Below are 22,253 nucleotides of genomic sequence, written 5' to 3'. Positions count from 1 at the left end.
GGGGTCCGAAAATATCTTTCAGACGTGACCAACAACGTGAAGGAAATTTTCACCACCGTCTCGGCGCCGCCCGCCCCCGCGGCCCTCTCCGCCAAGGTGCGCACCCTCGCGCCGTCGATGACCCGCTCGATGCAGCTGGTCGCGGAGGCGGTGGCGGGCGATCCGGCCGGCTGCGCCGCCCTCACGGTCACCGGTCTGGCCGAGCTCACCGGCACCAGCGAGGCCACCGTGGTCCGGACGGCCCGCATCCTCGGGTATCCGGGCTACCGCGATCTGCGGCTCGCGCTGGCCGGGCTCGCCGCCCAGCAGCAGTCCGGCCGGGCCCCTTCGGTCACCGCCGACATCGCGGTCGACGACCCCATCGCCGATGTGGTCAGCAAGCTGGCGTATGACGAGCAGCAGACCCTCGCCGACACCGCGGCCGCCCTGGACACCGTCCAGCTCGGTGCAGCGGTGTCCGCGCTGTCCACCGCCCGCCGTATCGACATCTACGGCGTCGGCGCCTCCTCCCTGGTCGGTCAGGACCTGGCCCAGAAGCTGCTGCGCATCGGGCTGATCGCGCACGCCCACGCCGATCCGCACCTCGCCGTCACCAACGCCGTGCAGCTCCGCTCCGGCGACGTGGCGATAGCGATCACTCACTCGGGCGCCACCGGAGACGTCATCGAGCCGCTGCACACCGCCTTCGAGCACGGCGCGACCACCATCGCGATCACCGGCCGCCCCGACGGCCGGGTCTCGCAGTACGCCGACCACATACTCACCACGTCCACGGCCCGCGAGAGCGAGCTGCGGCCGGCCGCGATGTCCTCCCGGACCAGCCAGCTGCTTGTCGTGGACTGCCTGTTCATCGGCGTGATGCAGCGGACGTACGACAAGGCGGCCCCCGCGCTCTCCGCCTCCTACGAGGCGCTCGCCCACCGCCACACCCCCCGCACCGGCCGCTGACCGGGTCCCGCCGAACCGGTCCCGCCGCACCAGAAAGAGCCGCACAGATCATGACCTCCACCGCTTCCAACAACTACGGAGCGCTGCGCGCCCAGCTGGACACCCTCACCACCGAGGCGTTCCGGCCCGAGCTCGCCGAGATCGACCAGCTGCCCACCGAGGAGATCGCCCGGCTGATGAACGGTGAGGACGCCACCGTCCCCACCGCCGTCGCCGCCCGGCTCCCGCAGATCGCCGCCGCCATCGACGCCATAGCGGCCCGGATGTCCCGTGGCGGCCGGCTCGTCTACGCGGGCGCGGGAACCGCCGGCCGGATGGGCGTGCTGGACGCCAGCGAGTGCCCGCCCACGTTCAACACCGACCCGTCGGAGGTGCTCGGCCTCATCGCGGGCGGCCCGTCCGCCATGGTCACCGCGGTCGAGGGCGCGGAGGACTCCAAGAAGCTGGCCGCCGACGACCTGGACGCACTGCGCCTCACCGCGGACGACACCGTCGTCGGCATCTCCGCCTCCGGCCGCACCCCCTACGCGATCGGTGCGGTCGAGCACGCCCGTGGTCTCGGCGCCCTCACCGTCGGCCTGTCCTGCAACGCCGACAGCGCACTCGGATCGGCCGCGGAGCACGGCATCGAGGTCGTCGTCGGTCCCGAGTTGCTCACCGGCTCGACCCGGCTGAAGGCGGGCACCGCCCAGAAGCTGGTGCTCAACATGCTCTCCACGATCACCATGATCCGACTCGGCAAGACCTACGGGAACCTCATGGTCGACGTCCGGGCCTCCAACGAGAAGCTGCGCGCCCGGTCCCGCCGCATCGTGGAGCTGGCCACCGGAGCCGATGACGCGGAGATCGAGGCCGCGCTCACCGCCGCGGAGGGCGAGGTGAAGACCGCCATCCTCATCATCCTGGGCACCGTCGACGCGCACACCGCCGTGCGCCTGCTCGACGAGAGCCGGGGCCACCTGCGCGCAGCGCTGCGCGCCACGACCCGCACCAGTTGAACCGACAACCCCCCGCGCCACCCGAACCAAAGGCACCACGCACCATGAGCACTCCTGACAAGAACCGCGCCACCGCTGCCGCGATCCTGCCTCTCGTAGGCGGCGCGCAGAACGTCACCTCCGTCGCCCACTGCATGACCCGGCTGCGACTCGGCCTGGCCGACCGCTCGCTGGTGCAAGGCGAGCCGCTGAAGGCACTGCCCGCCGTCATGGGTGTGGTCGACGACGAGACGTTCCAGATCGTGCTGGGACCGGGCACCGTCGCCCGGGTCACCCCGGAGTTCGAGGCCCTGGTGGCCGAGGACCGGGCCGCCGCCCCGGCGGGGGCCGCCGCTGCGAGCACCGCCGCCGGGCCGCCCGCCGTGGCTCCGGCGGCCACCGCCGAGGGCCTCGCCGACCGGGGCGCGGCGATGCGGGCCGAACGCAAGGCGAAGAACGCCACACCCGTCAAGCTCTTCCTCCGGAAGATCGCGAACATCTTCGTCCCGCTGATCCCCGCGCTGATCGGCTGCGGCATCATCGCCGGCATCAACGGGCTGCTGGTCAACGCGGGATGGCTGACCGGCGTCACCCCCGCGCTCGCCGCGATCGCCTCCGCTTTCATGGCGCTGATCGCCGTCTTCGTCGGCTACAACACGGCGAAGGAGTTCGGTGGGACGCCCATCCTGGGCGGTGCGGTCGCCGCGATCATCGTCTATCCGGGCGTCGCGAACGTCTCCGCCTTCGGCGAGAAACTCTCCCCCGGCCAGGGGGGTGTGCTGGGTGCGCTCGGTGCGGCGGTGCTCGCGGTGTACGTCGAGAAGTGGTGCCGCAGGTTCATGCCGGAATCCCTGGACGTCCTGCTCACCCCCACTCTCACCGTCCTGGTCTCCGGCCTCGTCACGCTCTTCGGACTGATGTACGTGGCCGGTGAGGTCTCCCACGCCATCGGCGACTTCGCCACCTGGCTGCTCGCCCACGGTGGCGCGGGGGCCGGTTTCATCCTCGGTGGGCTGTTCCTGCCGCTGGTGATGCTGGGCCTGCACCAGGCGCTGATCCCCATCCACACCACACTGATCGAGCAGCAGGGCTACACCGTGCTGCTCCCCATCCTGGCGATGGCGGGCGCCGGCCAGGTCGGCTCGGCGGTGGCTGTCTACCTGCGCCTCCCGCACAACAAATCGATCCGCAAGACCATCAGGTCCGCGCTCCCCGCCGGTTTCCTCGGCGTCGGCGAACCCCTCATCTACGGCGTCTCGCTGCCCCTCGGCCGACCGTTCGTCACCGCCTGCGTCGGCGGTGCCTTCGGCGGCGGCTTCATCGGCCTCTTCAACCAGCTCGGCGACTCGATGGGCTCCACGGCCATCGGCCCATCGGGCTGGGCCCTGTTCCCGCTGCTCAAGGGCGACCACGGCCTGGGCACCTCGCTCACGATCTACGCGGGCGGGCTGCTGGTCGGTTACCTCGCGGGCTTCGTCGCCACGTACTTCTTCGGCTTCAGCAAGGCGCTCCTTGCGGAGTTCAACGTCGACCCCGCTGCGGCAGCGACCAGTACCGCCGTGACCGCCGGACCGGCACCGGCACCGGCACCGAACGACGACCGCTCCCCGGGCGGCCCGGCCCAGGAACCGGCGGGCGTCTGACAGCGCACGGTCGCGCGGCCCCGGGCAGAGGGCGCACCCGCTGTGGAACGGGGGTGCGCCCTGCGGTGCCGGTCAGCCCGTACCGGGCATGGCAGCCGCCCCGCACGGTTCAGTTCCGTGACCCGCGCCCGCAGCACCTCCCCCGACGGAGCGGGCGCCAGCGCCTCCGGCGGACAGTCCCACTCGTAACCGCCGCCCGGCGGTCGCAGCTGTACGCAGCCGCCCTCCCGGGCCATCACCCGGCCGATCCGGCCGTCCCGCGAGTCGACCGCGTCGTGCCGCGTTCGAGACTGACCATGTGCCTGCGCTTCCTCCGGCACCCCCTCGAAAAAGCGTGAGCACTTACCGTCGAAGTGTCAGCCGGCCGCTCACATGAGTGGCCAGTGAACAACAGAAGGCAATGTGTTCACGGTTTCCAGGGGTGGGACCCCCAGCCGCCCACCTCGCCCCGGCGCCGGTGCCTCAGCTCTCCAAGGCCTGCGCCTGCTCGATCCACGCGCTGAACAGCGGGCCGTCGATGTCCGCCACCGACCGCAGCTTGACGCTCGCCATCTCGCGCGCCCCGGCCTCCAGCCGTCCTGACGTGTCGTCGATCTTCTGCCCGCGCCAGAGACCGAAGGTCACGTACGAGGCATAAGCCTTGATCAGGGCCACCGGCTGCTTGCCGGGCGTCGCGCCCATGCTCCAGACCGGGTGACCGTGGAACATCGCGCTCCGGGGCCCGTCGAAGGCGGCGTCGATGACCTTCCCGGCCTGCTCCGCGATCTCGCGCAGCGGCTGGTCGAGCGAAGCGAGATAGGCGTCAACCGTGTCGTACTTGGCCATGAGTCCGTCCCCCAGGGGTCGTCGGTGCGGTGCTTGCGGTGGGTGGACCGAACACGATCCGAAAACTCATCGGCCGGGACGCCCCGGGGCCACTTCAAGGGGCACGGCGAGTGGTCCGCCGCCGACGGCACCCTCATGGCGGTCGAGATCACCTCCCACGACCGGGACACCAACCGTCGCGACCGGGTCGAGAAGCCTGTCGGATACGCCGCAGCATCGATCCCCGTCTACCTCCTCATCGACCGCGACGCGCACACCGTCACCGTGTTCAGCGACCCGGAAGGCGGGACGTATCAGCAGAACACCTCGTACGCCTACGGGAAGACCGTCGAGCTGCCGGCCCCTCTGGGGATCACCCTGGAGACCGAAGAGCTCAAGGAGTACACCGACTGACCGTCCCGTCTGCTGAAACGGCGACACCTCCACCGGCCGGCCCCGCGATCCTGCATGCCCACGCACGTGAACACCACGGTCCGAACCCTTGTTTTCTTACTGACCAGTAAGTAAGTTCCGGGTACCCGCATCACAGGTCTCACCGTGGAGTCCCTCATGCATGCGAAAAAACGACTGGTGGCCACCGCCATGGCCACCGCCGCCTGTCTCGGCGCTTACGCGGTACCGGCGGCCGCCGCCTCCGGATCAGACAACGAGGTGTCCCGAGGGGTCACCATCCCGTCGTTCTACAACCCACCCGCCGAACTGCCCGCCGCCAACGGCACGCTGATACGCACCGAACCGCTGCCGCTCGATCTGAGCCTGCCGGGACTCGACGGACCGCTGCCCGGCAAAGCGACCCGGCTGATGTACCGGACCACCGATTCGAACGGCAAGCCGGCCGCCGTGACCGGCGCGTACATCGAACCGTCGGCCGCCTGGTCGGGCAGCGGACCCCGGCCGTTGGTCGCCTTCGCTTCGGGCACCATGGGGCAGGGCGACCAGTGCGCGCCCTCGCTGGCACTGCAGCACCCCCTCCAGATCAACAGCGGGACGGTGTCCGTCGGTTACGAGGACCTGGCGATCTACCGGCTGCTCGCCAAGGGCGTGGCCGTGGCCCTCACCGACTACGTCGGGCTCGGCGCGACCGACCGGCTGCACACCTACGTCAATCGCGTCGACGAAGCACATGCGGTCCTCGATGCGGCCCGCGCGGCACACACCGTGCCCGGGGCCTCGATCGGCCCCGAATCCCGCGTCGGCCTCTACGGTTACAGCGAAGGCGGTGGGGCGACCGCCGCGGCCGCCGAACTCCAGTCGTCCTACGCCCCCGACGTCCACCTGTCCGGCACCTACGCCGGTGCGCCACCCGCCGACCTGACCACGGTCATGAAGGGCATCGACGGCAGCGCTCTGGCCGGTGCGCTGGGCTGGTCGATCAACGGTTTCCTCCAGTCCGACCCGGCCCTGGCCGGCTTCGCCGATACGCAGATCAACGCTGCGGGCAAGGCCGCACTCGCCGACCTGTCCACCATGTGCGTCGGCGACGCGGTCTTCGGCTACGGGTTCAGGAAGAGCTCGTCGTGGACGACCAGCGGCAAGCCCATCTCCGACGTCATCGCGGCCGCCCCCGAGGTCCAGGCCGTCCTGGACGCACAGCGCATCGGCAAGCTGAAGCCGTCCGGCCCGGTGCGGGTGGCGACCGGCGTGGCGGACGACATCGTGGTGCACTCACAGGTACGGCAACTCGCCGTGGACTGGTGTGACAAGGGCGCGAACGTCACCTACAAGCCCCTGCGGCTGCCCAACCTCGGCGACCGGACGCTGATCAACCACCTCACACCGGCCATCGCCGACCAGGGCTCCGCCATCTCCTGGCTGTCCGACCGCCTGGCGGGCAAGCCGACCACCTCCAACTGCGCGACGATGCCCTTCCAGCCGTGAGCCGCCAGGGCTGAACGGCCTGAACAGTTCCTTCGCTCGGGAACGGTCGGGGCCACCGTGGCATCATGCGGGGTGTCCACCGTCTCATCGCAGGAGGTCCGGTCTTGTACGCACGAGAGGTTCGAGGACCCGCCCGTCGTACGGTTCTCGCCCTCGGTGCGGGAACAGCGCTCGCCGCCCTCCCGCTGGGCGCGACGGCGTCCGCGTCCGCGGCCCCGGCCCGTTCCCGCGCCGTCGACCGGCGGTTGAGCGACCTCGAGCAGGAGCACCACGCTCGCCTGGGAGTGTTCGGCCGCAACCTGCGTACGGGCGAGACCGTCGTCCGCCGCGCCGACGAACGCTTCCCGATGTGCTCGGTCTGGAAGACGCTCGCCGCTGCCGCCGTGCTGCGGGACCTCGACCGGCACGGCGAGTTCCTCGCCGAGCGGATCCATTACACCGAGGCCGACCTGGTCTCCTACTCCCCGGTGACCGGTACCCCCGAGCACCTGTCAGGTGGCATGACGGTGGCGGAACTCTGCGCCGCCGCCGTCTCCATCAGCGACAACACCGCCGCGAACCTGCTGCTCAGGGAGCTCGGGGGCCCTCCGGCGGTCACCCGCTTCGCCAGGTCGGTGGGTGACCCGACCACCCGGCTCGACCGGTGGGAGACCGAGCTGAACTCGGCCGAGCCGTGGCGGGTGGAGGACACCACCAGTCCACGCGCCATCGCGACGACCTGCGCCCGTCTCGTCGTCGGTCGCGTCCTGGGCCGGCCGGACCGGGAGCGGTTGGCCACCTGGATGCGGAACAGCGCCACCAACGGGCAGAGTTTCCGTGCCGGGCTCCCCGCCGACTGGACGATCGCCGACAAGACCGGCAGCGGCGAGTACGGCACCAACAACGACGTGGGTGTCACCTGGACCACGGACGGTACGCCGATCGTGCTCGCCGTCCTCACCACCCACCAGGACGCCTCGTCCGCAGCGGATTACCCCTTGGTGGCGGCGGCTGCCGGGCTGCTGGCGGAGGCACTCGGCTGAACGTCGGGCGGCAGAGCGCCGCCCTCACCCCTCGAGCGCCCGCGCCCGCTTCAGCCACTCGGCGGACAACGCGTCGTCGATGCCGTCCACCGGCCGCCGCCGCCGGGAGACGACCGCCCCGGCGGGGATCGCGCCGGCCGGCACGATCCCGGCACCCCCGGTCCGGCCCACCGGCGCCCGCGCGAATCCGGAGACGACCACTCCGATCGTGAGGGTCGCCATGGCCACCAACATGACCGGGCCCAGGGGCGTCATCGACCACGTGAAGTCCCCGGGCGCGGCGGCGGCGAACATCCGCAGATGCTCGCCGACACCCGCACAGGTGAGTGCCACGCCGGCCCAGAACACGACGGCCCACAACGTGACGGGCCAGAACATGACGGCCCAGAACCTGACGGCCGGGGCATGAACGGCCGGGTCGGCCCGGGTATCACCGGAGTCTCCCGGCCGGTTGTGACCACGGTCAGGAAGCCGGCTGTGCCGCGACTGCCTCTCGAGCGGCCGCCTCACCATCGGCGCCGGCTCCGTCCGCTTCGGTCTCCTCCATGGTGAAGATCGGTCCCATACCGGCGATCCCGGATATCAGGGCGACGAATCCCTTCCGGGGAGACCGGAAGACCTCGGAGTTGGCCATGGCCGCCGCGCGCTCGAAGTAGTCCTCACGGTCGCGCTGCTGGTCGTAGAAGAAGAGGACGTAGTCGAGGATGCCCTCGGCGAAGTCCCGGCTGCCCCGTGCGTACCGGCTGAAGACCCGCTCCTCCTGGCCGGGGTCCTTCAGGAAGATCCCGATGGCCTGGGCCAGCGGCACCGCGCACAGCATGCCCAGGCAGACACCGCTGGACAGCAGCGGGTCGATGAAGCAGGAGGCGTCGCCCACGGTGACCCAGCCGGGGCCGTGGAACTCGCGGGACATGTACGACCAGTCCCTGCTGGTGCGGAACTCGCTGCTCGGCGTGCCCGGAGCCAGCAGGTCACGCATATAGGTGGTCTGCGCGAGCTTCTTCTCGAAAAGCTCGGCGTGGTCGAGGCCTTCGAGGCGGATGTCCTCGGTCGGAGCGACGTAGCCGACGCTCAGCAGCGACTCACCGAGCGGGATGCCCCAGAACCAGCCGTCGTCGTCGCCGACCTTCTCCACCAGGATGTTGCCGTGTTCGTCACCTTCCATGCGGTTGCAGCCGGTGTAGTAGCGCCCGATGGCCAGGTTGCGCAGCTGTCCGTTCCAGTCCACCTCGGTGAAGCGCCGGGCGATCGTCCTGGCCTGGCCTGACGCGTCCACGACCACGCGGGCGTTCGCCTCGCGCAGTTCGCCGTCCTTGGTGTACCGCACGCCGGTCACCCGGCCGTCCACCACGATCGCGTCCCGCACGGTGGCTTCCTGTTCGACCACGGCGCCCAGTTCGGCGGCCCGGTCGAGCAGCAGCTTGTCGAAGCGGTCACGGTGCACGTGGTACGAGTACTCGTACGAGCCCGCCTCGCGGAAACTCACACTCCACAGGCCTCGTTCGCGCCCCCACACCAGGCTGATGCCGTATTTGCGCTCGAAGCCCATCGCGTCGAGGCGTTCCGTCAGCCCCAACTGCTCGATGACGCTCAGCATGCCGGTGATCATCGACTCCCCGATGTGGAAGCGCGGGAACCTCTCCCGTTCCAGCACCAGCACCCGATGACCGGCTTGGGCCAGCAGGGCAGCCGTGGTGGCGCCGGTCGGACCGCCGCCGACCACCACCGCGTCGTAGTCCGTCGTGGAGCTGGCGTGAGTCATCGGGTCTCCCTCTCGTACGGTGTGTTCTCCGTCGGGGACGGGGAAAGGTCGGGTGCTGCCCTGATGCCGTATTCGCGGCGGAGCGCGGAGCGGGCCGCGAGATAGCCGCACATGCCGTGGACGCCGGGGCCCGGGGGCGTGGCGGCCGAGCACAGGTACACCCCGGGCAGCGGGGTGCGGTAAGGATCGAGCCGGGGGGCCGGGCGGGCCACGGCCTGGTACAGGTTCATGGCGCCCGAACCGATGTCGCCGCCGACGTAGTTCGGGTTGTACTTCTCGTACCCGGCCGCCGAGACGCCCCGGGCGGCGACGATCGTGTCGGTGAAGCCGGGTGCGTAACGCTCGATGCGGCGCTGGACGAGATCGACAGGGTCACGGGTGTCGCCGTTGGGGACGTGGGCGTACGCCCAGACCGGCCGCTTGCCGGGGCGGGCCCGGCCCGGGTCGGTGACGGCCGGATCGACGACCAGGACGAACGGTTCGTCGGTGGCGACACCCCGCTGGGTCAGCGTCTCCTGCCGGAACATGGCCGCCTGGTCACCGCCGATGTGCACGGTCCCGGCCCTGCCGACCTCCGGGTGCGACCAGGGAATCGGACCGGACACGAGGAAGTCGGCCTTCGCCGCTCCCGGCCCGTACCGGAACCGGGCGAGGCTGCGCGCGTAGCCGCGGGGCAACGCGTCCCCGGCGACGGTCAGCAGGGAGCGGGCACCGATGTCGAGGAACACGACCCGGTAGCCGGCCAGTTCGGCGAGACCGCGTACCTCGTGTCCGGTGTGGAAGGAGCACCCACGGGCCAGCAGGTCGGCCGTCAGGGCCTCGGCGATACGCGCGCTGCCCCCTCGGGGCACGCACCAACCGCTGCTGTGCGCGAGATGGCCCAGCAGCATCGCGACCGCCGCCGCGCTGGGGCTCGGCAGCTTTCCGACGGCGTGCGCGGCCACTCCGGTGAGCAGCGCGCGGGCCTCCTCGGTACGGAGGGCCGAACCGCCGGTGAGCCGGGTGCTGTGGCGCAGGACGCGTCCGGCCAGTGAGAGCGCGGCCGGCAGGTCCGGTGGCAGGGAACGCTGCCCGGACAGCATCAGGTCGACGACGCCGCGGCTGTGGTCGACCAGTGGCGCCATGAGCCGGCGCCAGCGTGCCCCGTCGGCACCGAGCCGCTCCGCGGTCGCGTCGAGGTTCCGGTGGACGAGCCCGGCCCGGCCCGCTTCGAGCGGGTGGGCGTAGGGAATCTCGGGCCGGATCAGTTCCACCCCGTGTGCGGACAGGTCGAATTCCCGGAAGAACCGCGAAGCGGGTGCCATCGGGTGGACCGCCGAACAGATATCGTGGTCGATGTCGCTGTCGAACAGCGGCTCGCTGCGCAGTCCGCCGCCCACCGTGTCGGCGGACTCGAACAGATCGACGGTCAGCCCGGCCCGGGCCAGCGTCACGGCGGCGGACAGTCCGTTGGGTCCCGTGCCCACGACGGCCGCGTCGGCGCGGCTCACCCGGCGGCCCGTGCCAGCGTCGGCGCGGGGGCGAGCTGCTGGGTGGCCAGCCTGCTGTACAGGCTGTCGGACGCCAGGAGTTCGTGATGGCTCCCGGTGGCGCGGACCCGGCCCTCCTCGATGACGATGATCTGGTCGGCCGCCATGACCGTCGAGATGCGGTGCGCGATGACCACCACCGCGCACTCGCGCGCCATGCCGTCGATGCTCTCGCGGAGCCGGGTCTCGGCGTCGCTGTCCAGATGCGCGGTGGCTTCGTCGAGCAGAACGACGCGCGGGCGCTGCAGGAGGGTCCGGGCGATGGACAGACGCTGCCGCTGTCCGCCGGACAGGCCGGAGCCGAGCTCACCGAGCTCGGTGTCGAGCCCGCCGGGCAGCCGTTCGATGACATCGCTGAGGGCTGCCAGTTCAACGGCCCTGGCGATGGCGGTGTCGTCGGCGTGCGGATTGGCGTAGGTCAGGTTCGCCCGGATCGTGCCGCGCAGCAGCGCGTTGTGCTGCTCGACGTAGCCGACCGTGGTGCGTATCTGCTCCAGCGGCAGCCGCGCCAGGTCCGTTCCGCCCAGCCGGACGGTGCCCTGCCACGGCCGGTGGAAACGTTCGATGAGCTGGAAGAGGGTGGTCTTGCCCGCGCCCGACAGACCGACGACCGCGGTCACCCCGCGCTCCGGCACCGAGAACGACACATCGTCGATCACGGCGTCCGTGCCCGCTTCCCCGTAGCCGAAGGACACGTTCTCGAAGGTGACGGCCGGCCCGGGCCGGGGGACGGCGGGCGGCGGGGCGACCGTCTCCTCCTGCTCGATCGAGGCGAGTTCGTCCACCCGGCCCATCGCCGCGCGTCCCTGCTGGAACTGCCCGATGGACATGAAGAGCAGCGCGAGCGGAGAGACCAGGTAGAACAGGTACATCACGAACGCGGTCAGATCCGCCATCGTCATCGCGCCGGTCGCCACCCGTGACATGCCCCAGCCGACCACGGCGGCGAGCGAGATCTGCGTGCCGACGTTGATGCTGGGGGTGAGCATGGCCGACAGGGCGCTGACCCGGATTCCGGAACGGCGCGCGACGTCCGCGACACCGCTGACGTCGTCGGTCTCCCGCTGCTCGGCACGGGACGCCTTGACCGTGCTCATCGCTCCCATGACCCGTTGGAGCCTGGAGCCGAACACGCCGGTGTCCTCCCGGTTCCGCACTGCGGCCCGCCTCACCTGGCGGGCCATCAGCAGCGAGCACACGCTTGCCGCTCCGAGGCAGCAGACCGTCACCACCAGCAACCGCCAGTCGAGCCAGCCCATGAGGGTCAGGCCACCCGCCACCATGAAGGTCGAGGTGACGATCTGGGCCAGCGACTGGGAGAGCGACACCCGGGCCAGGGAGGTGTCGGTGACCATCCGCGTGAACACGTCGCCGTGGTCGAGCCGGCTGAACGCGGACATGTCGGAGCGCAGCAGCCTGGCCGTGAGCCCGCTTCGCATGTCGTACACGATGTTTTCGCCGGCCCGCCCGATCAGGTAGGCGTGCGTTCCGGACAGGGCGGCATCCGCGCAGAACAGCGCGACGATGAACACCAGCGGCCACACCAGCGAGGCGTGCGCGGCGACAGCCGTGATCAGCCGTCCGATGAGCATGGGCTGCGCCAGCGAGGCCGCCGCCCCGAACAGACCCAGAAGAATTCCGGTCACCAGAATCCTCAGGTGCCGCCTGGCTATTTCGCGAACGGTCATAGCGAACGCGCCCCTAACGATTCTTGAATACCACGTACAGGATGATGAGGATCATCAGGATGGAGATCGAAAAAATAACCTGGCTCGTCGTCACGGCGCCGCCCTTTCCATATCGTGCCGATGCAGCGTTTCCGCATGGTTTTTCAGCGGGGCGTAGGGCGATACGAAAAGAGCGGCCGGCTCCTCCGCCTCGTCGTATCCCGCGGCACGGACGAGGGTGAACTGAAAACCCTCGGCGTCACCGAAACCGTCGGCGACCATCCGCTGCCTTATGTAGCCGACGAGTACGCGGTAGGCCGGAATGTTCACCACGTAATCGAACCCCTTGTCGAGCGACCGGAGAATCTCGGCGCACACGTCGAAGACAGCCTTCTCCTGACGCCGGGTGGCAAACCAGACGACCTGGCTGACCTTTCTCCCGGCGATCACGTCGATGTCCCGCCAGGCGGACGTCTGGCCGTTGCCGTCGAGCGTGCGGTACAGAAGGTGGTCGTCGTGGGTCGCCGGTGTCGGCGCGAAGAACCGCCAGTTCGGCAGGAGCGACAGCGTGTCCTTGCGCTGCAACCGGTTGAAGGCGGGGTTGGGGTGCTGGGTCGCGACGGTGCACGCCAGCATCACCGCCCCGAGAATGCGGACGGTGCTGCCCGGCCCGGTGAAAAGGTTGTCGGTGAGTCTGCCGGTCCTCATCGGGTCTGTCCCTCCAGCACGTCGGATGCGGAGACGTCCGCGGTCGCGGCGTCGAGGAAGCCGACGATGCGGGAGGCCACGTCGACCGCGTACTCGGCCTTCACCAGCAGCCCCTCGTGGTTCGCGCCCTCCATCACCATCGTCTCGACGCGGCGCCCGCCACCGCGGTGCGCCTGGGCGAGTTCGTTGTGCATCAGCAGCTGTTCCGGGTCACGGTCCGTGGTCTGCTGCGCGGAGATCATCAACGCGGGAGCGTCAATGGGTGTCAGATCGCCGCTGAAAGCGCGGAAGTCCTCCTCGACGGCGAGCCACTCCCGCCGGGCCGCCGCCCAGGTGCGCAGATCGCTGTACTGCGCGAAGGCCCGCAGCCGGTAGTGCTCCGGCAGGGAGTCCAGCCACTCGGGCCGGCTCATCAGTGCCCCCATGCCCAGCCGCAGCGACCACACCATCAGCGTCAGAGACTCACGCAGCCGCTTCGCCGCCTCACCCTGCTGCTCGGAGCGGTTCAGCTCGGCCGGGTGCGAGGAGTCCAGGTACACGACGCTGTGCAGGCGGTCGCCGATACGCGACGCTGCGCGCCGGCACAGTTCGCCGCCGAGGGAGTGTCCTACCAGCACCACCCTGCGGTCGGCCGCGACCGCGCCGTGCACCAGATCCACCAGGTCATCGACGGATTCGTCCAGCCGGTAGGGCTCGGTGCTGCGCCTGCTGCTGCCCGCGTATCCGGCCCGGGCGAAGGTGATGACGCCGTAACCGGACTGCTGGGCGAGATGCTCGCTGATCCAGGAGAAGTACTCGGAGGAGGTACCCAGGCCGTTGCAGAAGACCACGACGGGCCGGCCGGGCTTCCCGGGCGACATCACCTCGTACTGCAGCACGTTGCCCTGACGGGTCGTCATCGTGCGTGAGGTGGGCCAGCCCTCCCGGGAGCGCAGTCTGCGCTGCACGGCCACCACACCGGCCGCCGAAGCGGCCAGCGCCAGCGTGGCACCGGCGACCGCTAGGGCACGGTCGTCACGGCCGGCCACCGCCGGGTGGTTCCTGGGCGCCGCCGTGTAGGCGACGGCCGGGTGCATCGCGGTGAAGGAGGTGACGAAGCGCCCGAGCCCCATGGCGAAGCCGTTGGTGACGTGGAAAGCGGCCGCGCTCGCGACCACCGGGCGTACCAGCCTGCCACCGCCCAGGTAGGCCACCGGGAAGAGGCATTCGAGTGCGAGCACCCCGTGGGCGACCCAGCGGGCGGTCCTGGGGTACTTGCGGGTGAGTCTGAAGGCGCCCTCGTGACCGTATGTCCTGGTACGCAGCACGCCGCCCAGTGCGGTCGCGTCACGCCAGGAGGGGCCGATGAGCTTGACCCAGCCGGATACCAGGTAGGACGTGTTCGACTGCAGAGCGATGTACCAGAGGGCCGCATCCTTGACCTGGGGGCTGGTGGACAGGCGGGCCACACCGGCGGCGGTCTGCACGAGGACGGAGACCTGGTCGGAGCCATCGGTTCCGTAGCGATGCCGGGGGTAGAGCAACGCCGTGCTGGCCCCGAGGAACAGACTGCCCGCACCGCGCCACCGGCTGGATCCCGGTAGCAGCATTCCCGCACTGACCAGGGCGCGGGCGGCGTGCACAGCGGTGGTGGCCCGCTCGTCACTGACCAGATCCAGGAGCTTGCGGGTGAGCGGTGTCGACTTGCTCTGGACGTCCTTGACGACCCGCCAGTCGTTCAGTCCGCCGCTGCGCATCTGATGACGCTGGGTGAGGTACTCCAGTGACGAGGTCAGGGTCGTGGCGGCGGCAAGACGTTCGCCGGTCGCTATCGCTCCGCCCCGGGACACCGGCCACGGTCTGAAGACCGCCGCAGCGATCCTTCCGGGCAAACTCATGAGATCTCCACCGGTCCTTCCGCGGGGGCTCTGCGAACTCTTCGGGTCTTTCGGACTCTTCGGGCGCCCGGCTCACCGGGCGCCAGGGCTTCTGTTCCGGTGCGTCCCGTGCCGCCGGGCCGATACCGGTCCCGGCCCGGCAGCACATGGACGGTCTACCTATCGGTCGGCCGGACTCAGCCGTTGGCGCCGGCGTCGTACGCGGCGACCAGCGCGCCACAGACCGCGACGCCACCCGCGAAGGCGGCGGCGGTGGCCACGACGGTCATGACGGGGTCCTGGTCGGTCATGACCTGGCCCGGCTGCTCACCGATGGGACGCACGAGCGTCGAGTTGGCAAACGATTCCACGTTGTTCACAGCTGTTCCTCCTCGCGAATTCTGAATGAGAGCGTGTTGCGGATCGATCAGCCGACGGCCTTGCCGAGCGCGTAGGCGCCGACCACGGCGGCGCCGCCGGCCACGGCCGCGGCACCGAGCGCGACAACGGTCATGACGGGGCTCTGGTCGGTCATGACCTGGCCCGGCTGCTCACCGATGGGACGCACGAGCGTCGAATTGGCAAACGATTCCACGTTGTTCATGGCTGTCTCTCTCTCGAATTTCTGATGGATTCTTCCTGTGTTTCAGGACTCAATCGGAACATCAACACAATCCAGAACGCGCGGCATTTACTGTTACCGCGAAAGCCCCCGCTTCCGTGATCCTCGTGACGGCTCGTACGCAATGGGCCGAACCGGACTGCTATTGTCCTGCGGCTTTCTCCGCCAGTGCGTCGACACTGTTAGGAATAAGCCGCCGGGAACCTCTCGTCCGCCACGCTCCGGATATTAGAACGGCCCTTCGTTCGACGTCCATGACTTCGAAATTCGGACGGAGCGCTTCCACATGTGGGGACGCCCAGCCGGACGCCATGACATCCGTCACCTCAAGACATGACACGTCTCACCGAACCCCCTCACCCGGCGCTGGAAGGATCATCGACATGAATCAGCCAACATCGGAAAATGTGATCGACGTCACAGACCTCTGGCGTCGGTACGGGACCGGGGAGCACGGGTTCGACGCCGTGCGCGGTGTCTCCTTCACCGTCGGCCGCGGCGAACTGTTCGCGTTGCTGGGCACGAACGGAGCGGGAAAGACCTCCACGATCGAACTCCTCGAAGGACATGCCCGGCCCTCCCGGGGTGCCATCCGGCTGTTCGGCGCCTACGACCCGCTGCGCGACCGCGCCCGCATCCGGCCACGTACCGGAGTCATGCTCCAGGAGGGCGGTTTCCCCGGCGACCTCACGGTCGCCGAAACCGTCCGTATGTGGGCCTCCTGCACCACGCGACCGCGGCCGGTCGACGAAGCGATCGCCATGACCGGGCTGATGCCCCGCAGCGGAACACTCGTCAAAAACCTCTCGGGCGGCGAGAAGTGCCGGCTGAACCTGACCCTGGCCGTGCTGGGCTCACCGGAGCTGCTCTTCCTCGACGAACCCACGGCGGGCATGGACCCGGAGGGCCGCAGGGAGACCTGGGACCTCATCCGCGAGCTGCAGAGCCAGGACACCACCATCGTGCTGACGACGCATTACCTGGAGGAGGCCGAGCGGCTCGCCGACCACCTGGCGATCATGCACCGGGGCCGGATCACCGCCTCGGGGACGACAGCCGACATCGTCTCCTCCCACCCGTCCTCCCTCTTCTTCGGTCTCCCGGCCGGCCTCACCGACGCCGATCTGCCGCCGCTGGGCGCCACCAGCGTGCGGATGACGGGAGGAACTGTTCATCTGACCACCGAGGACCTGCAGTTCACAGCGACCCAGGCGCTCATGTGGGCCAGGGAGGGAGGGATCTCCCTTGCCGGTCTGCACGCCCGCTCCGCATCCCTGGAAGAGGCGTTCATGCACATCGCCAAGGCAGACACCAGCGAGGACGTACTGACATGAGCCACACCACGCACCTGGCCGGACTCGGCCGGGCGGAACTGACCCTCTTCCTGCGCAGCAAGGCGAACCTCGTCAGCGCGCTTCTCGTACCGCTGATGCTGGTCTTCACCATGAAGGTGATCCTGGATCAGTTCGATCTCTCCGGCGCCGGCCTCACCATGGGACCGGTCATGATCTCCTCGGCAGCGGGCATCATCCTTCTCATGGGCTTGTACGCACCATTGACCAGCATCTACGTCATGCGGCGCGAGCAGCTGATCCTGAAGCGGCTGCGCAGTGGCGAGGTCGGGGACCTCACGATCCTGCTGGGAGCCGCAGTGCCCGTGGTGGCCGCCGTGCCGGTCCAGTTCCTCATCATCTCGGCCGGTATCACCGTGGTGGCCGGCACCGGCGCGCCCGCCGCACCGCTCCTCGCGGTCATCGGAATCGTGCTCGGCACCGCTCTGATCACCGCGCTCGCGGCGCTCACCACCGTGCTGGCCAGGACCGCGGAGACCGCCCAGATCGCCGTACTGCCGGGGATGTTCCTGCTGCCACTGACCTCCGGCACGTATGTACCGCTGGAAATCCTGCCGCACGGCGTCCAGGAGGTCCTCCGCTTCTTCCCGCTGACGCCGGTGACCGATCTGGTGCGCTCGGGGTGGACCGGTTCCCTGTCCGTGGCGGACGCCGCCGTCCGCACGGCCACCCTGCTGGTCTGGATCGCTCTCACGGCGTGGGCGGTGCGCCGGTCCTTCCGGTGGGAACCACGGACATGAGGAGCGGTCGGTTTCGTACCCCCATCCAGCAGTTCACCCTCGTCTCCCGGGTGGTGCTGTGCTGCGTGCCGTGGCTGCTGATCTTCGTTCTCGGCCGCCCCATCATCACCCACCTCAGCGTCCCGCACTCGGCCGTTCCGCTGGCCTGGGGCACCGGCGTCCTCTATCTCGCGCAGGCTGTCACAGCCACGGTCGCGCTCGCTTCGCTCCGCAGGCCGCCGGTCGTCGTCACCGCATCGGTCACCCTCATGTGCGCGGGACAGCTCGTCGCCGTCGCCTACGCGGCGGGTCCGGCCGACTGGCTGCAGCCCGTGGGCGCCGCCTTCACCGGGGCGGTGGCGGTGATTCCACTCGCCTCGGTCTGGGCCACCGAGCGCTGGCCGGCCTCCACGGCCTGTGCTGTCGCGGCCTGCGTCGCGTGCATAGCCGTCGCGCCCTCCACCTGGAAGATCTGCGTGGTGGCGGCGGTGGCGGTCTGGGGCGCGGCCGGACTGGGTGTGCATTCGTCCCTGTGGTCCCTCTCGGTCATGCGCCGCCTCGATGCCGCACGGCAGACCGAGAGCAGCCTGGCGGTCGCCGAAGAACGGCTGAGGATCGCCCGCGACGTGCACGACGTGCTGGGAAGGAACCTGGCGATCATCGCTTTCAAGAGCGAACTCGGCGCGCGCCTTTCGGAAAGCGTGCCCCGCGCCCACGCGGAGATGACGGAGATCCAGCGCATCGCGCGGGAGTCGCAGGAAGAGGTACGCGACGTCGTCCGCGGCTCCCACAGCACGGACCTGACCACCGAACTCGACGGGGCCGCCGCCGTACTGGAATCCGCGGGCATCGCCTGCCGCGTCCACCGCAACACGGTGGACATGAACCTCACCCTGGACAAGCATGTGGCCCTGGGCTGGGTCATCCGTGAAGGTGTCACCAACGTCATCCGGCACTCCCGCGCCCGCACGTGCACCATCCGCATCACATCGGGCCGCGGCCGGCTGACCGTGGCCATCACCAACGACCGCCCGATGGAGGCCACGGGTAAAGGAGGAACCGGGCTCGCCGGCCTCGCGCACCGCATCAGCACACTCGGCGGCACCGTCAGCCACGGTGCCGGCCCGAAGGACACGTACCGTCTCACCGCTGTCGTCCCCCACCGCAAGGACTGAGACATGATCAGCGTTCTGCTCGCCGAGGATGAACACCTCATCCGCGGGGCCCTCGCAGCCCTGCTCTCCTACGAGGAAGACATCGATGTCATCGCCCAGGCGGGCGACGGCAGGGAGGCGGTGGAGCTGGCCCTCGAACACCGCCCCGATGTCGCCGTACTCGACCTCCTGATGCCCTGTGCGGACGGTATCGCCGTGACCGAGGCCCTTTCGGCGAAGCTCCCCGACTGCCGGTGTCTCATCGTCACCAGCCACGGGCTGCCCGGCTATCTCAAGCGCGCACTCGCCGTCGGGGCCGTGGGGTTCTCGTCGAAAACCCTGTCCGCCAGCGATCTGGCGGCCATCATCCGCACGCTGTACCAGGGAAACCGCTACATAGAGCCGTCGCTCGCCGCCGACGCGATCAGTATCGGCGACTCCCCGTTGACCCCCCGGGAGACCGACCTGCTGTCCCTGGCGGCCGACGGAGCCCCCATAGCCGACATCGCCGAACGCGCCGTGCTCACGCCGGGCACCGTGCGGAACTATCTGTCGAGCGCCACCACCAAGCTCGGCCTGAGCAACCGTCACGAGGCCATACGCGAGGCGCGGGCACACGGCTGGATCTGAGCAACGCCGAAGGGCGGCACTCCCTGAGGGGAGTGCCGCCCTTCGGTTCAGGACAGTCGATCAACCAGCGGCAGGGCCGCAGTCGATCAGAAGTCCATGTCACCGCCCGGCATGCCGCCCGGGGCGCCGCCGGCAGCGGCCTTCTCCGGCTTGTCGGCGATGACGGCCTCGGTGGTGAGGAACAGCGCGGCGATCGACGCGGCGTTCTGCAGCGCGGAGCGCGTAACCTTGGCCGGGTCGATGATGCCCTCGGCGATCATGTCCACGTACTCGCCGGTCGCGGCGTTGAGGCCGTGACCGATGGGCAGGTTGCGGACCTTCTCGACGATGACTCCGCCTTCGAGACCACCGTTGACGGCGATCTGCTTCAGCGGGGCCTCGAGCGCGAGCTTCACGGCGTTGGCACCGGTCGCCTCGTCACCCTCGAGTTCGAGCTTCTCGAAGACCGAGGAGGCCTGGATGAGCGCCACGCCACCACCGGCGACGATGCCCTCCTCGACGGCCGCCTTCGCGTTGCGAACGGCGTCCTCGATGCGGTGCTTGCGCTCCTTGAGCTCGACCTCGGTCGCGGCGCCGGCCTTGATGACGGCCACGCCGCCGGCCAGCTTCGCGAGGCGCTCCTGGAGCTTCTCGCGGTCGTAGTCCGAGTCGGAGTTCTCGATCTCGGCACGGATCTGGTTGACGCGACCCTGAACCTGGTCGCTCTCACCGGCGCCGTCGACGATCGTGGTCTCGTCCTTGGTGATGACGACCTTGCGGGCGCGGCCGAGCAGGTCCAGACCGGCGCTCTCGAGCTTGAGGCCGACCTCCTCGGAGATGACGGTGCCGCCCGTGAGGATGGCGATGTCACCGAGCATGGCCTTGCGACGGTCACCGAAGCCCGGGGCCTTGACGGCGACGGACTTGAAGGTGCCCTTGATCTTGTTGACGACCAGGGTCGAGAGCGCCTCGCCCTCCACGTCCTCGGCGATGATCAGCAGCGGCTTGCCGGACTGCATGACCTTCTCGAGCAGCGGAATGAGGTCCTTGACGCTGCCGATCTTGGAGTTGACGATCAGGATGTACGGGTCGTCGAGCGACGACTCCATACGCTCCATGTCGGTGGCGAAGTACGCCGAGATGTAGCCCTTGTCGAAGCGCATGCCCTCGGTGAGCTCCAGCTCCAGACCGAAGGTCTGGGCCTCCTCGACCGTGATGACGCCTTCCTTGCCGACCTTGTCCATCGCCTCGGCGATGAGCTCGCCGATCTGCGTGTCGGCGGCGGAGATGGAGGCGGTCGAAGCGATCTGCTCCTTCGTCTCCACGTCCTTGGCCTGCTCGAGCAGGGCAGCGGAGACGGCCTCGACGGCCTTCTCGATGCCGCGCTTCAGGGCCATCGGGTTGGCACCGGCTGCGACGTTGCGCAGGCCCTCGCGGACCAGCGCCTGGGCGAGGACGGTCGCGGTGGTCGTACCGTCACCGGCGACGTCGTCCGTCTTCTTGGCGACTTCCTTGACCAGCTCGGCGCCGATCTTCTCGTACGGGTCCTCGAGCTCGATCTCCTTGGCGATGGAAACACCATCGTTGGTGATCGTGGGGGCGCCCCACTTCTTCTCGAGGACGACGTTGCGGCCCTTCGGGCCGAGGGTGACCTTGACGGCGTCGGCGAGCTGGTTCATCCCGCGCTCGAGACCGCGCCGTGCCTCCTCGTCGAACGCGATGATCTTGGCCATGTGAAGTGGTCCTCCCGGACAGGGTGGGATGCGTCAGACCTGGCGGCGCCCGCGACGGACGGCCTGCCTGCCTGGTGGTTCCTTGCCCCACCCGGCCTGCGGGCCTCGCCAACCCGGTCTTTCTGTCACTCTCACTGGGAGAGTGCTAATGCCAATGATTAGCACTCGGCCCCCTGGAGTGCAAGCGCCTTCGAAGAAGGCTCGATGCGGGGCGGCGGTCGGGCGACGGGGGGGGAGCAAGCGCCTCCGGCGATCCAGCGCGGGGCGGGTGCGGACGCACGAGAGGCCCGTACCCCGGTGCGGGGTACGGGCCTCTCGGCGTGAGTGCGTCGGTGGCCGATCGCGCCGAGAATCAGACGGCGAGCTTGACCATGTCCGCCTGCGGACCCTTCTGGCCCTGCGAGATCTCGAACTCCACTCGCTGACCTTCTTCAAGGGTGCGGTAACCGTCCATCTGAATCGCGCTGTAGTGGACGAAAACATCCGCACCACCGTCGACCGCGATGAAGCCGTACCCCTTCTCCGCGTTGAACCACTTGACGGTGCCCTGAGCCATGCCCAACTCCCCTATTACTGGCCCTTGCACGAGCCCGCACTTCGCGGGACCCGGGGTCAGACCTTGCGCCGGAACGCGTCGACCGCGGCTGAATGTATCTGCCCAACTGCCCTCTGCAACAGGTCAATCGGACGAAAAATCTGTGCGTGACCGAACGCCCGAACGGGCTGATTCCTGGGGGTTTCCGGGCAAGTCGGGCCGGGCAAAGGGCACTTACGCCACAAAAGGTTTCACTTTTTGTCCGCACCTTGTCGCGTTCACATATGCGCCTGGCATGAGCAGCGAAGGGGACTACCCCAACTGTACCGCGCTCAACCACACAGAATTACCCCCTCCGCTTCTGGCCCGGAGGGGGTAATCGAGGGTGCGATCGCGGCGCCGGATCAGCGCCGCGGGAGGCCGGTCAGCCGCCGGCGACGGCCGGAATGATCGAGACGCCGGCGCCGTCCGGCGTGGCGGTCTCCAGGCCCTGTTCGAAGCGCACGTCGTCGTCGTTGACGTACACGTTCACGAAGCGGCGCAGCTTGCCCTGGTCGTCCAGGACGCGGGCCGCGATGCCCGTGTGGTTCTTCTCCAGGTCGGCGATGACCTCGGCGAGGGTGCCGCCCTCGGCGACGACCTCGGCCTGGCCGCCGGTGTACGTGCGGAGGATGGTGGGGATGCGGACCTTGACGCTCATGCGGATTGCCTTCC

21 protein-coding genes and 1 pseudogene are annotated in these 22,253 nt (G+C 69.3%); 10 read left to right on the top strand and 12 right to left on the bottom strand.

The window, feature by feature from the left end; translation table 11 throughout:
- Nucleotides 1-24 precede the first annotated feature (24 nt).
- Genes AB0M87_RS26180 through AB0M87_RS26170 form a run of 3 tightly spaced genes read left to right on the top strand, consistent with a single transcriptional unit; the run spans nucleotide 25 to nucleotide 3,568 of the window.
- On the top strand, nucleotides 25-948 hold the full coding sequence (locus tag AB0M87_RS26180) for a MurR/RpiR family transcriptional regulator (RefSeq protein ID WP_365857011.1): 924 nt from the start codon (nucleotides 25-27) through the stop codon (nucleotides 946-948).
- A 50-nt stretch (nucleotides 949-998) separates the two neighbouring features.
- The gene (gene murQ / locus AB0M87_RS26175; RefSeq protein ID WP_365857009.1) at nucleotides 999-1,946 is read left to right on the top strand and encodes an N-acetylmuramic acid 6-phosphate etherase; all 948 of its coding nucleotides are present in this window, start codon (nucleotides 999-1,001) and stop codon (nucleotides 1,944-1,946) included.
- Nucleotides 1,947-1,990: 44 nt separating this feature from the next.
- Nucleotides 1,991-3,568 carry a PTS transporter subunit EIIC gene (locus tag AB0M87_RS26170; protein WP_365857007.1) on the top strand — a complete coding sequence of 526 codons (1,578 nt, stop codon included), beginning with the start codon at nucleotides 1,991-1,993 and terminating at the stop codon, nucleotides 3,566-3,568.
- A gap of 462 nt (nucleotides 3,569-4,030) precedes the next feature.
- Here the strand turns inward: AB0M87_RS26170 and AB0M87_RS26165 are convergent, their stop codons facing one another.
- Entirely contained in the window at nucleotides 4,031-4,393 is a 363-nt protein-coding gene (locus AB0M87_RS26165; protein ID WP_365857005.1) for a DUF1801 domain-containing protein, read from the bottom strand.
- 81 nt (nucleotides 4,394-4,474) lie between these two features.
- On the opposite strand from AB0M87_RS26165, the pseudogene AB0M87_RS26160 reads away from it, so the two are divergent.
- The 3 genes and pseudogenes from AB0M87_RS26160 to bla form a co-directional block, all read left to right on the top strand.
- Nucleotides 4,475-4,786 (top strand): annotated as a pseudogene (locus tag AB0M87_RS26160) (Uma2 family endonuclease); the annotation flags it as partial.
- A 156-nt stretch (nucleotides 4,787-4,942) separates the two neighbouring features.
- Nucleotides 4,943-6,271 (top strand): lipase family protein, encoded by a 1,329-nt coding sequence (locus AB0M87_RS26155; RefSeq protein WP_365857003.1) that lies wholly within the window; start codon nucleotides 4,943-4,945, stop codon nucleotides 6,269-6,271.
- A gap of 104 nt (nucleotides 6,272-6,375) precedes the next feature.
- Nucleotides 6,376-7,293, top strand: a complete 918-nt coding sequence (gene bla, locus AB0M87_RS26150) for a class A beta-lactamase (RefSeq protein ID WP_365857001.1) — start codon at nucleotides 6,376-6,378, stop codon at nucleotides 7,291-7,293.
- Nucleotides 7,294-7,317: 24 nt separating this feature from the next.
- Here bla and AB0M87_RS26145 read toward each other — a convergent pair whose 3' ends face one another.
- From AB0M87_RS26145 to AB0M87_RS26110, 8 genes are all read right to left on the bottom strand, one after another.
- On the bottom strand, nucleotides 7,318-7,671 hold the full coding sequence (locus AB0M87_RS26145; RefSeq protein ID WP_365856999.1) for a hypothetical protein: 354 nt from the start codon (nucleotides 7,669-7,671) through the stop codon (nucleotides 7,318-7,320).
- An 85-nt stretch (nucleotides 7,672-7,756) separates the two neighbouring features.
- Nucleotides 7,757-9,055: an NAD(P)/FAD-dependent oxidoreductase gene (locus AB0M87_RS26140; RefSeq protein WP_365856997.1), complete on the bottom strand. Its 1,299-nt coding sequence runs from the start codon at nucleotides 9,053-9,055 to the stop codon at nucleotides 7,757-7,759.
- Nucleotides 9,052-10,545, bottom strand: a complete 1,494-nt coding sequence (locus tag AB0M87_RS26135) for an NAD(P)/FAD-dependent oxidoreductase (protein ID WP_365856995.1) — start codon at nucleotides 10,543-10,545, stop codon at nucleotides 9,052-9,054. Before AB0M87_RS26135 ends, AB0M87_RS26140 begins: the two co-directional genes overlap by 4 nt.
- Nucleotides 10,542-12,230 carry an ABC transporter ATP-binding protein gene (locus AB0M87_RS26130; protein ID WP_365856993.1) on the bottom strand — a complete coding sequence of 563 codons (1,689 nt, stop codon included), beginning with the start codon at nucleotides 12,228-12,230 and terminating at the stop codon, nucleotides 10,542-10,544. Before AB0M87_RS26130 ends, AB0M87_RS26135 begins: the two co-directional genes overlap by 4 nt.
- Nucleotides 12,231-12,362: 132 nt before the next feature.
- Nucleotides 12,363-12,887 (bottom strand): hypothetical protein, encoded by a 525-nt coding sequence (locus AB0M87_RS26125; protein WP_365857261.1) that lies wholly within the window; start codon nucleotides 12,885-12,887, stop codon nucleotides 12,363-12,365.
- A gap of 68 nt (nucleotides 12,888-12,955) precedes the next feature.
- Nucleotides 12,956-14,836, bottom strand: a complete 1,881-nt coding sequence (locus tag AB0M87_RS26120; protein WP_365856991.1) for an alpha/beta fold hydrolase — start codon at nucleotides 14,834-14,836, stop codon at nucleotides 12,956-12,958.
- A 176-nt stretch (nucleotides 14,837-15,012) separates the two neighbouring features.
- Nucleotides 15,013-15,195 (bottom strand): hypothetical protein, encoded by a 183-nt coding sequence (locus AB0M87_RS26115; RefSeq protein WP_365856989.1) that lies wholly within the window; start codon nucleotides 15,193-15,195, stop codon nucleotides 15,013-15,015.
- A 47-nt stretch (nucleotides 15,196-15,242) separates the two neighbouring features.
- The gene (locus AB0M87_RS26110; protein ID WP_365856987.1) at nucleotides 15,243-15,419 is read right to left on the bottom strand and encodes a hypothetical protein; all 177 of its coding nucleotides are present in this window, start codon (nucleotides 15,417-15,419) and stop codon (nucleotides 15,243-15,245) included.
- 401 nt (nucleotides 15,420-15,820) lie between these two features.
- Between AB0M87_RS26110 and AB0M87_RS26105 the strand changes: the two genes are divergently transcribed.
- The 4 genes from AB0M87_RS26105 to AB0M87_RS26090 are packed head-to-tail and all read left to right on the top strand — an operon-like array spanning nucleotide 15,821 to nucleotide 19,292.
- Nucleotides 15,821-16,771 (top strand): ABC transporter ATP-binding protein, encoded by a 951-nt coding sequence (locus tag AB0M87_RS26105; protein WP_365856985.1) that lies wholly within the window; start codon nucleotides 15,821-15,823, stop codon nucleotides 16,769-16,771.
- On the top strand, nucleotides 16,768-17,529 hold the full coding sequence (locus AB0M87_RS26100) for an ABC transporter permease (protein WP_365856983.1): 762 nt from the start codon (nucleotides 16,768-16,770) through the stop codon (nucleotides 17,527-17,529). Before AB0M87_RS26105 ends, AB0M87_RS26100 begins: the two co-directional genes overlap by 4 nt.
- Complete coding sequence (locus tag AB0M87_RS26095; protein WP_365856981.1) at nucleotides 17,526-18,683, top strand: histidine kinase; 1,158 nt, start codon at nucleotides 17,526-17,528, stop codon at nucleotides 18,681-18,683. The genes AB0M87_RS26100 and AB0M87_RS26095 overlap by 4 nt, the downstream gene beginning before the upstream one ends.
- A gap of 3 nt (nucleotides 18,684-18,686) precedes the next feature.
- Nucleotides 18,687-19,292: a response regulator transcription factor gene (locus AB0M87_RS26090; RefSeq protein ID WP_365856979.1), complete on the top strand. Its 606-nt coding sequence runs from the start codon at nucleotides 18,687-18,689 to the stop codon at nucleotides 19,290-19,292.
- An 86-nt stretch (nucleotides 19,293-19,378) separates the two neighbouring features.
- Here the strand turns inward: AB0M87_RS26090 and groL are convergent, their stop codons facing one another.
- The 3 genes from groL to AB0M87_RS26075 all read right to left on the bottom strand — a co-directional run bounded on the left by groL (nucleotide 19,379) and on the right by AB0M87_RS26075 (nucleotide 22,239).
- Nucleotides 19,379-21,004 carry a chaperonin GroEL gene (gene groL, locus AB0M87_RS26085; RefSeq protein WP_365856977.1) on the bottom strand — a complete coding sequence of 542 codons (1,626 nt, stop codon included), beginning with the start codon at nucleotides 21,002-21,004 and terminating at the stop codon, nucleotides 19,379-19,381.
- Nucleotides 21,005-21,356: 352 nt separating this feature from the next.
- Nucleotides 21,357-21,560, bottom strand: a complete 204-nt coding sequence (locus tag AB0M87_RS26080; protein WP_005315736.1) for a cold-shock protein — start codon at nucleotides 21,558-21,560, stop codon at nucleotides 21,357-21,359.
- Nucleotides 21,561-21,963: 403 nt separating this feature from the next.
- A complete protein-coding gene (locus AB0M87_RS26075; RefSeq protein WP_365856975.1) occupies nucleotides 21,964-22,239 on the bottom strand; it encodes a MoaD/ThiS family protein in 276 nt (91 codons plus the stop codon).
- Between the last annotated feature and the right edge of the window lie 14 nt (nucleotides 22,240-22,253).

The sequence above is a fragment of the Streptomyces sp. NPDC051320 genome (genome assembly GCF_040682175.1).
Classification (GTDB): Bacteria; Actinomycetota; Actinomycetes; order Streptomycetales; family Streptomycetaceae; genus Streptomyces.
This window is presented reverse-complemented; position numbering and strand designations above follow the sequence as displayed.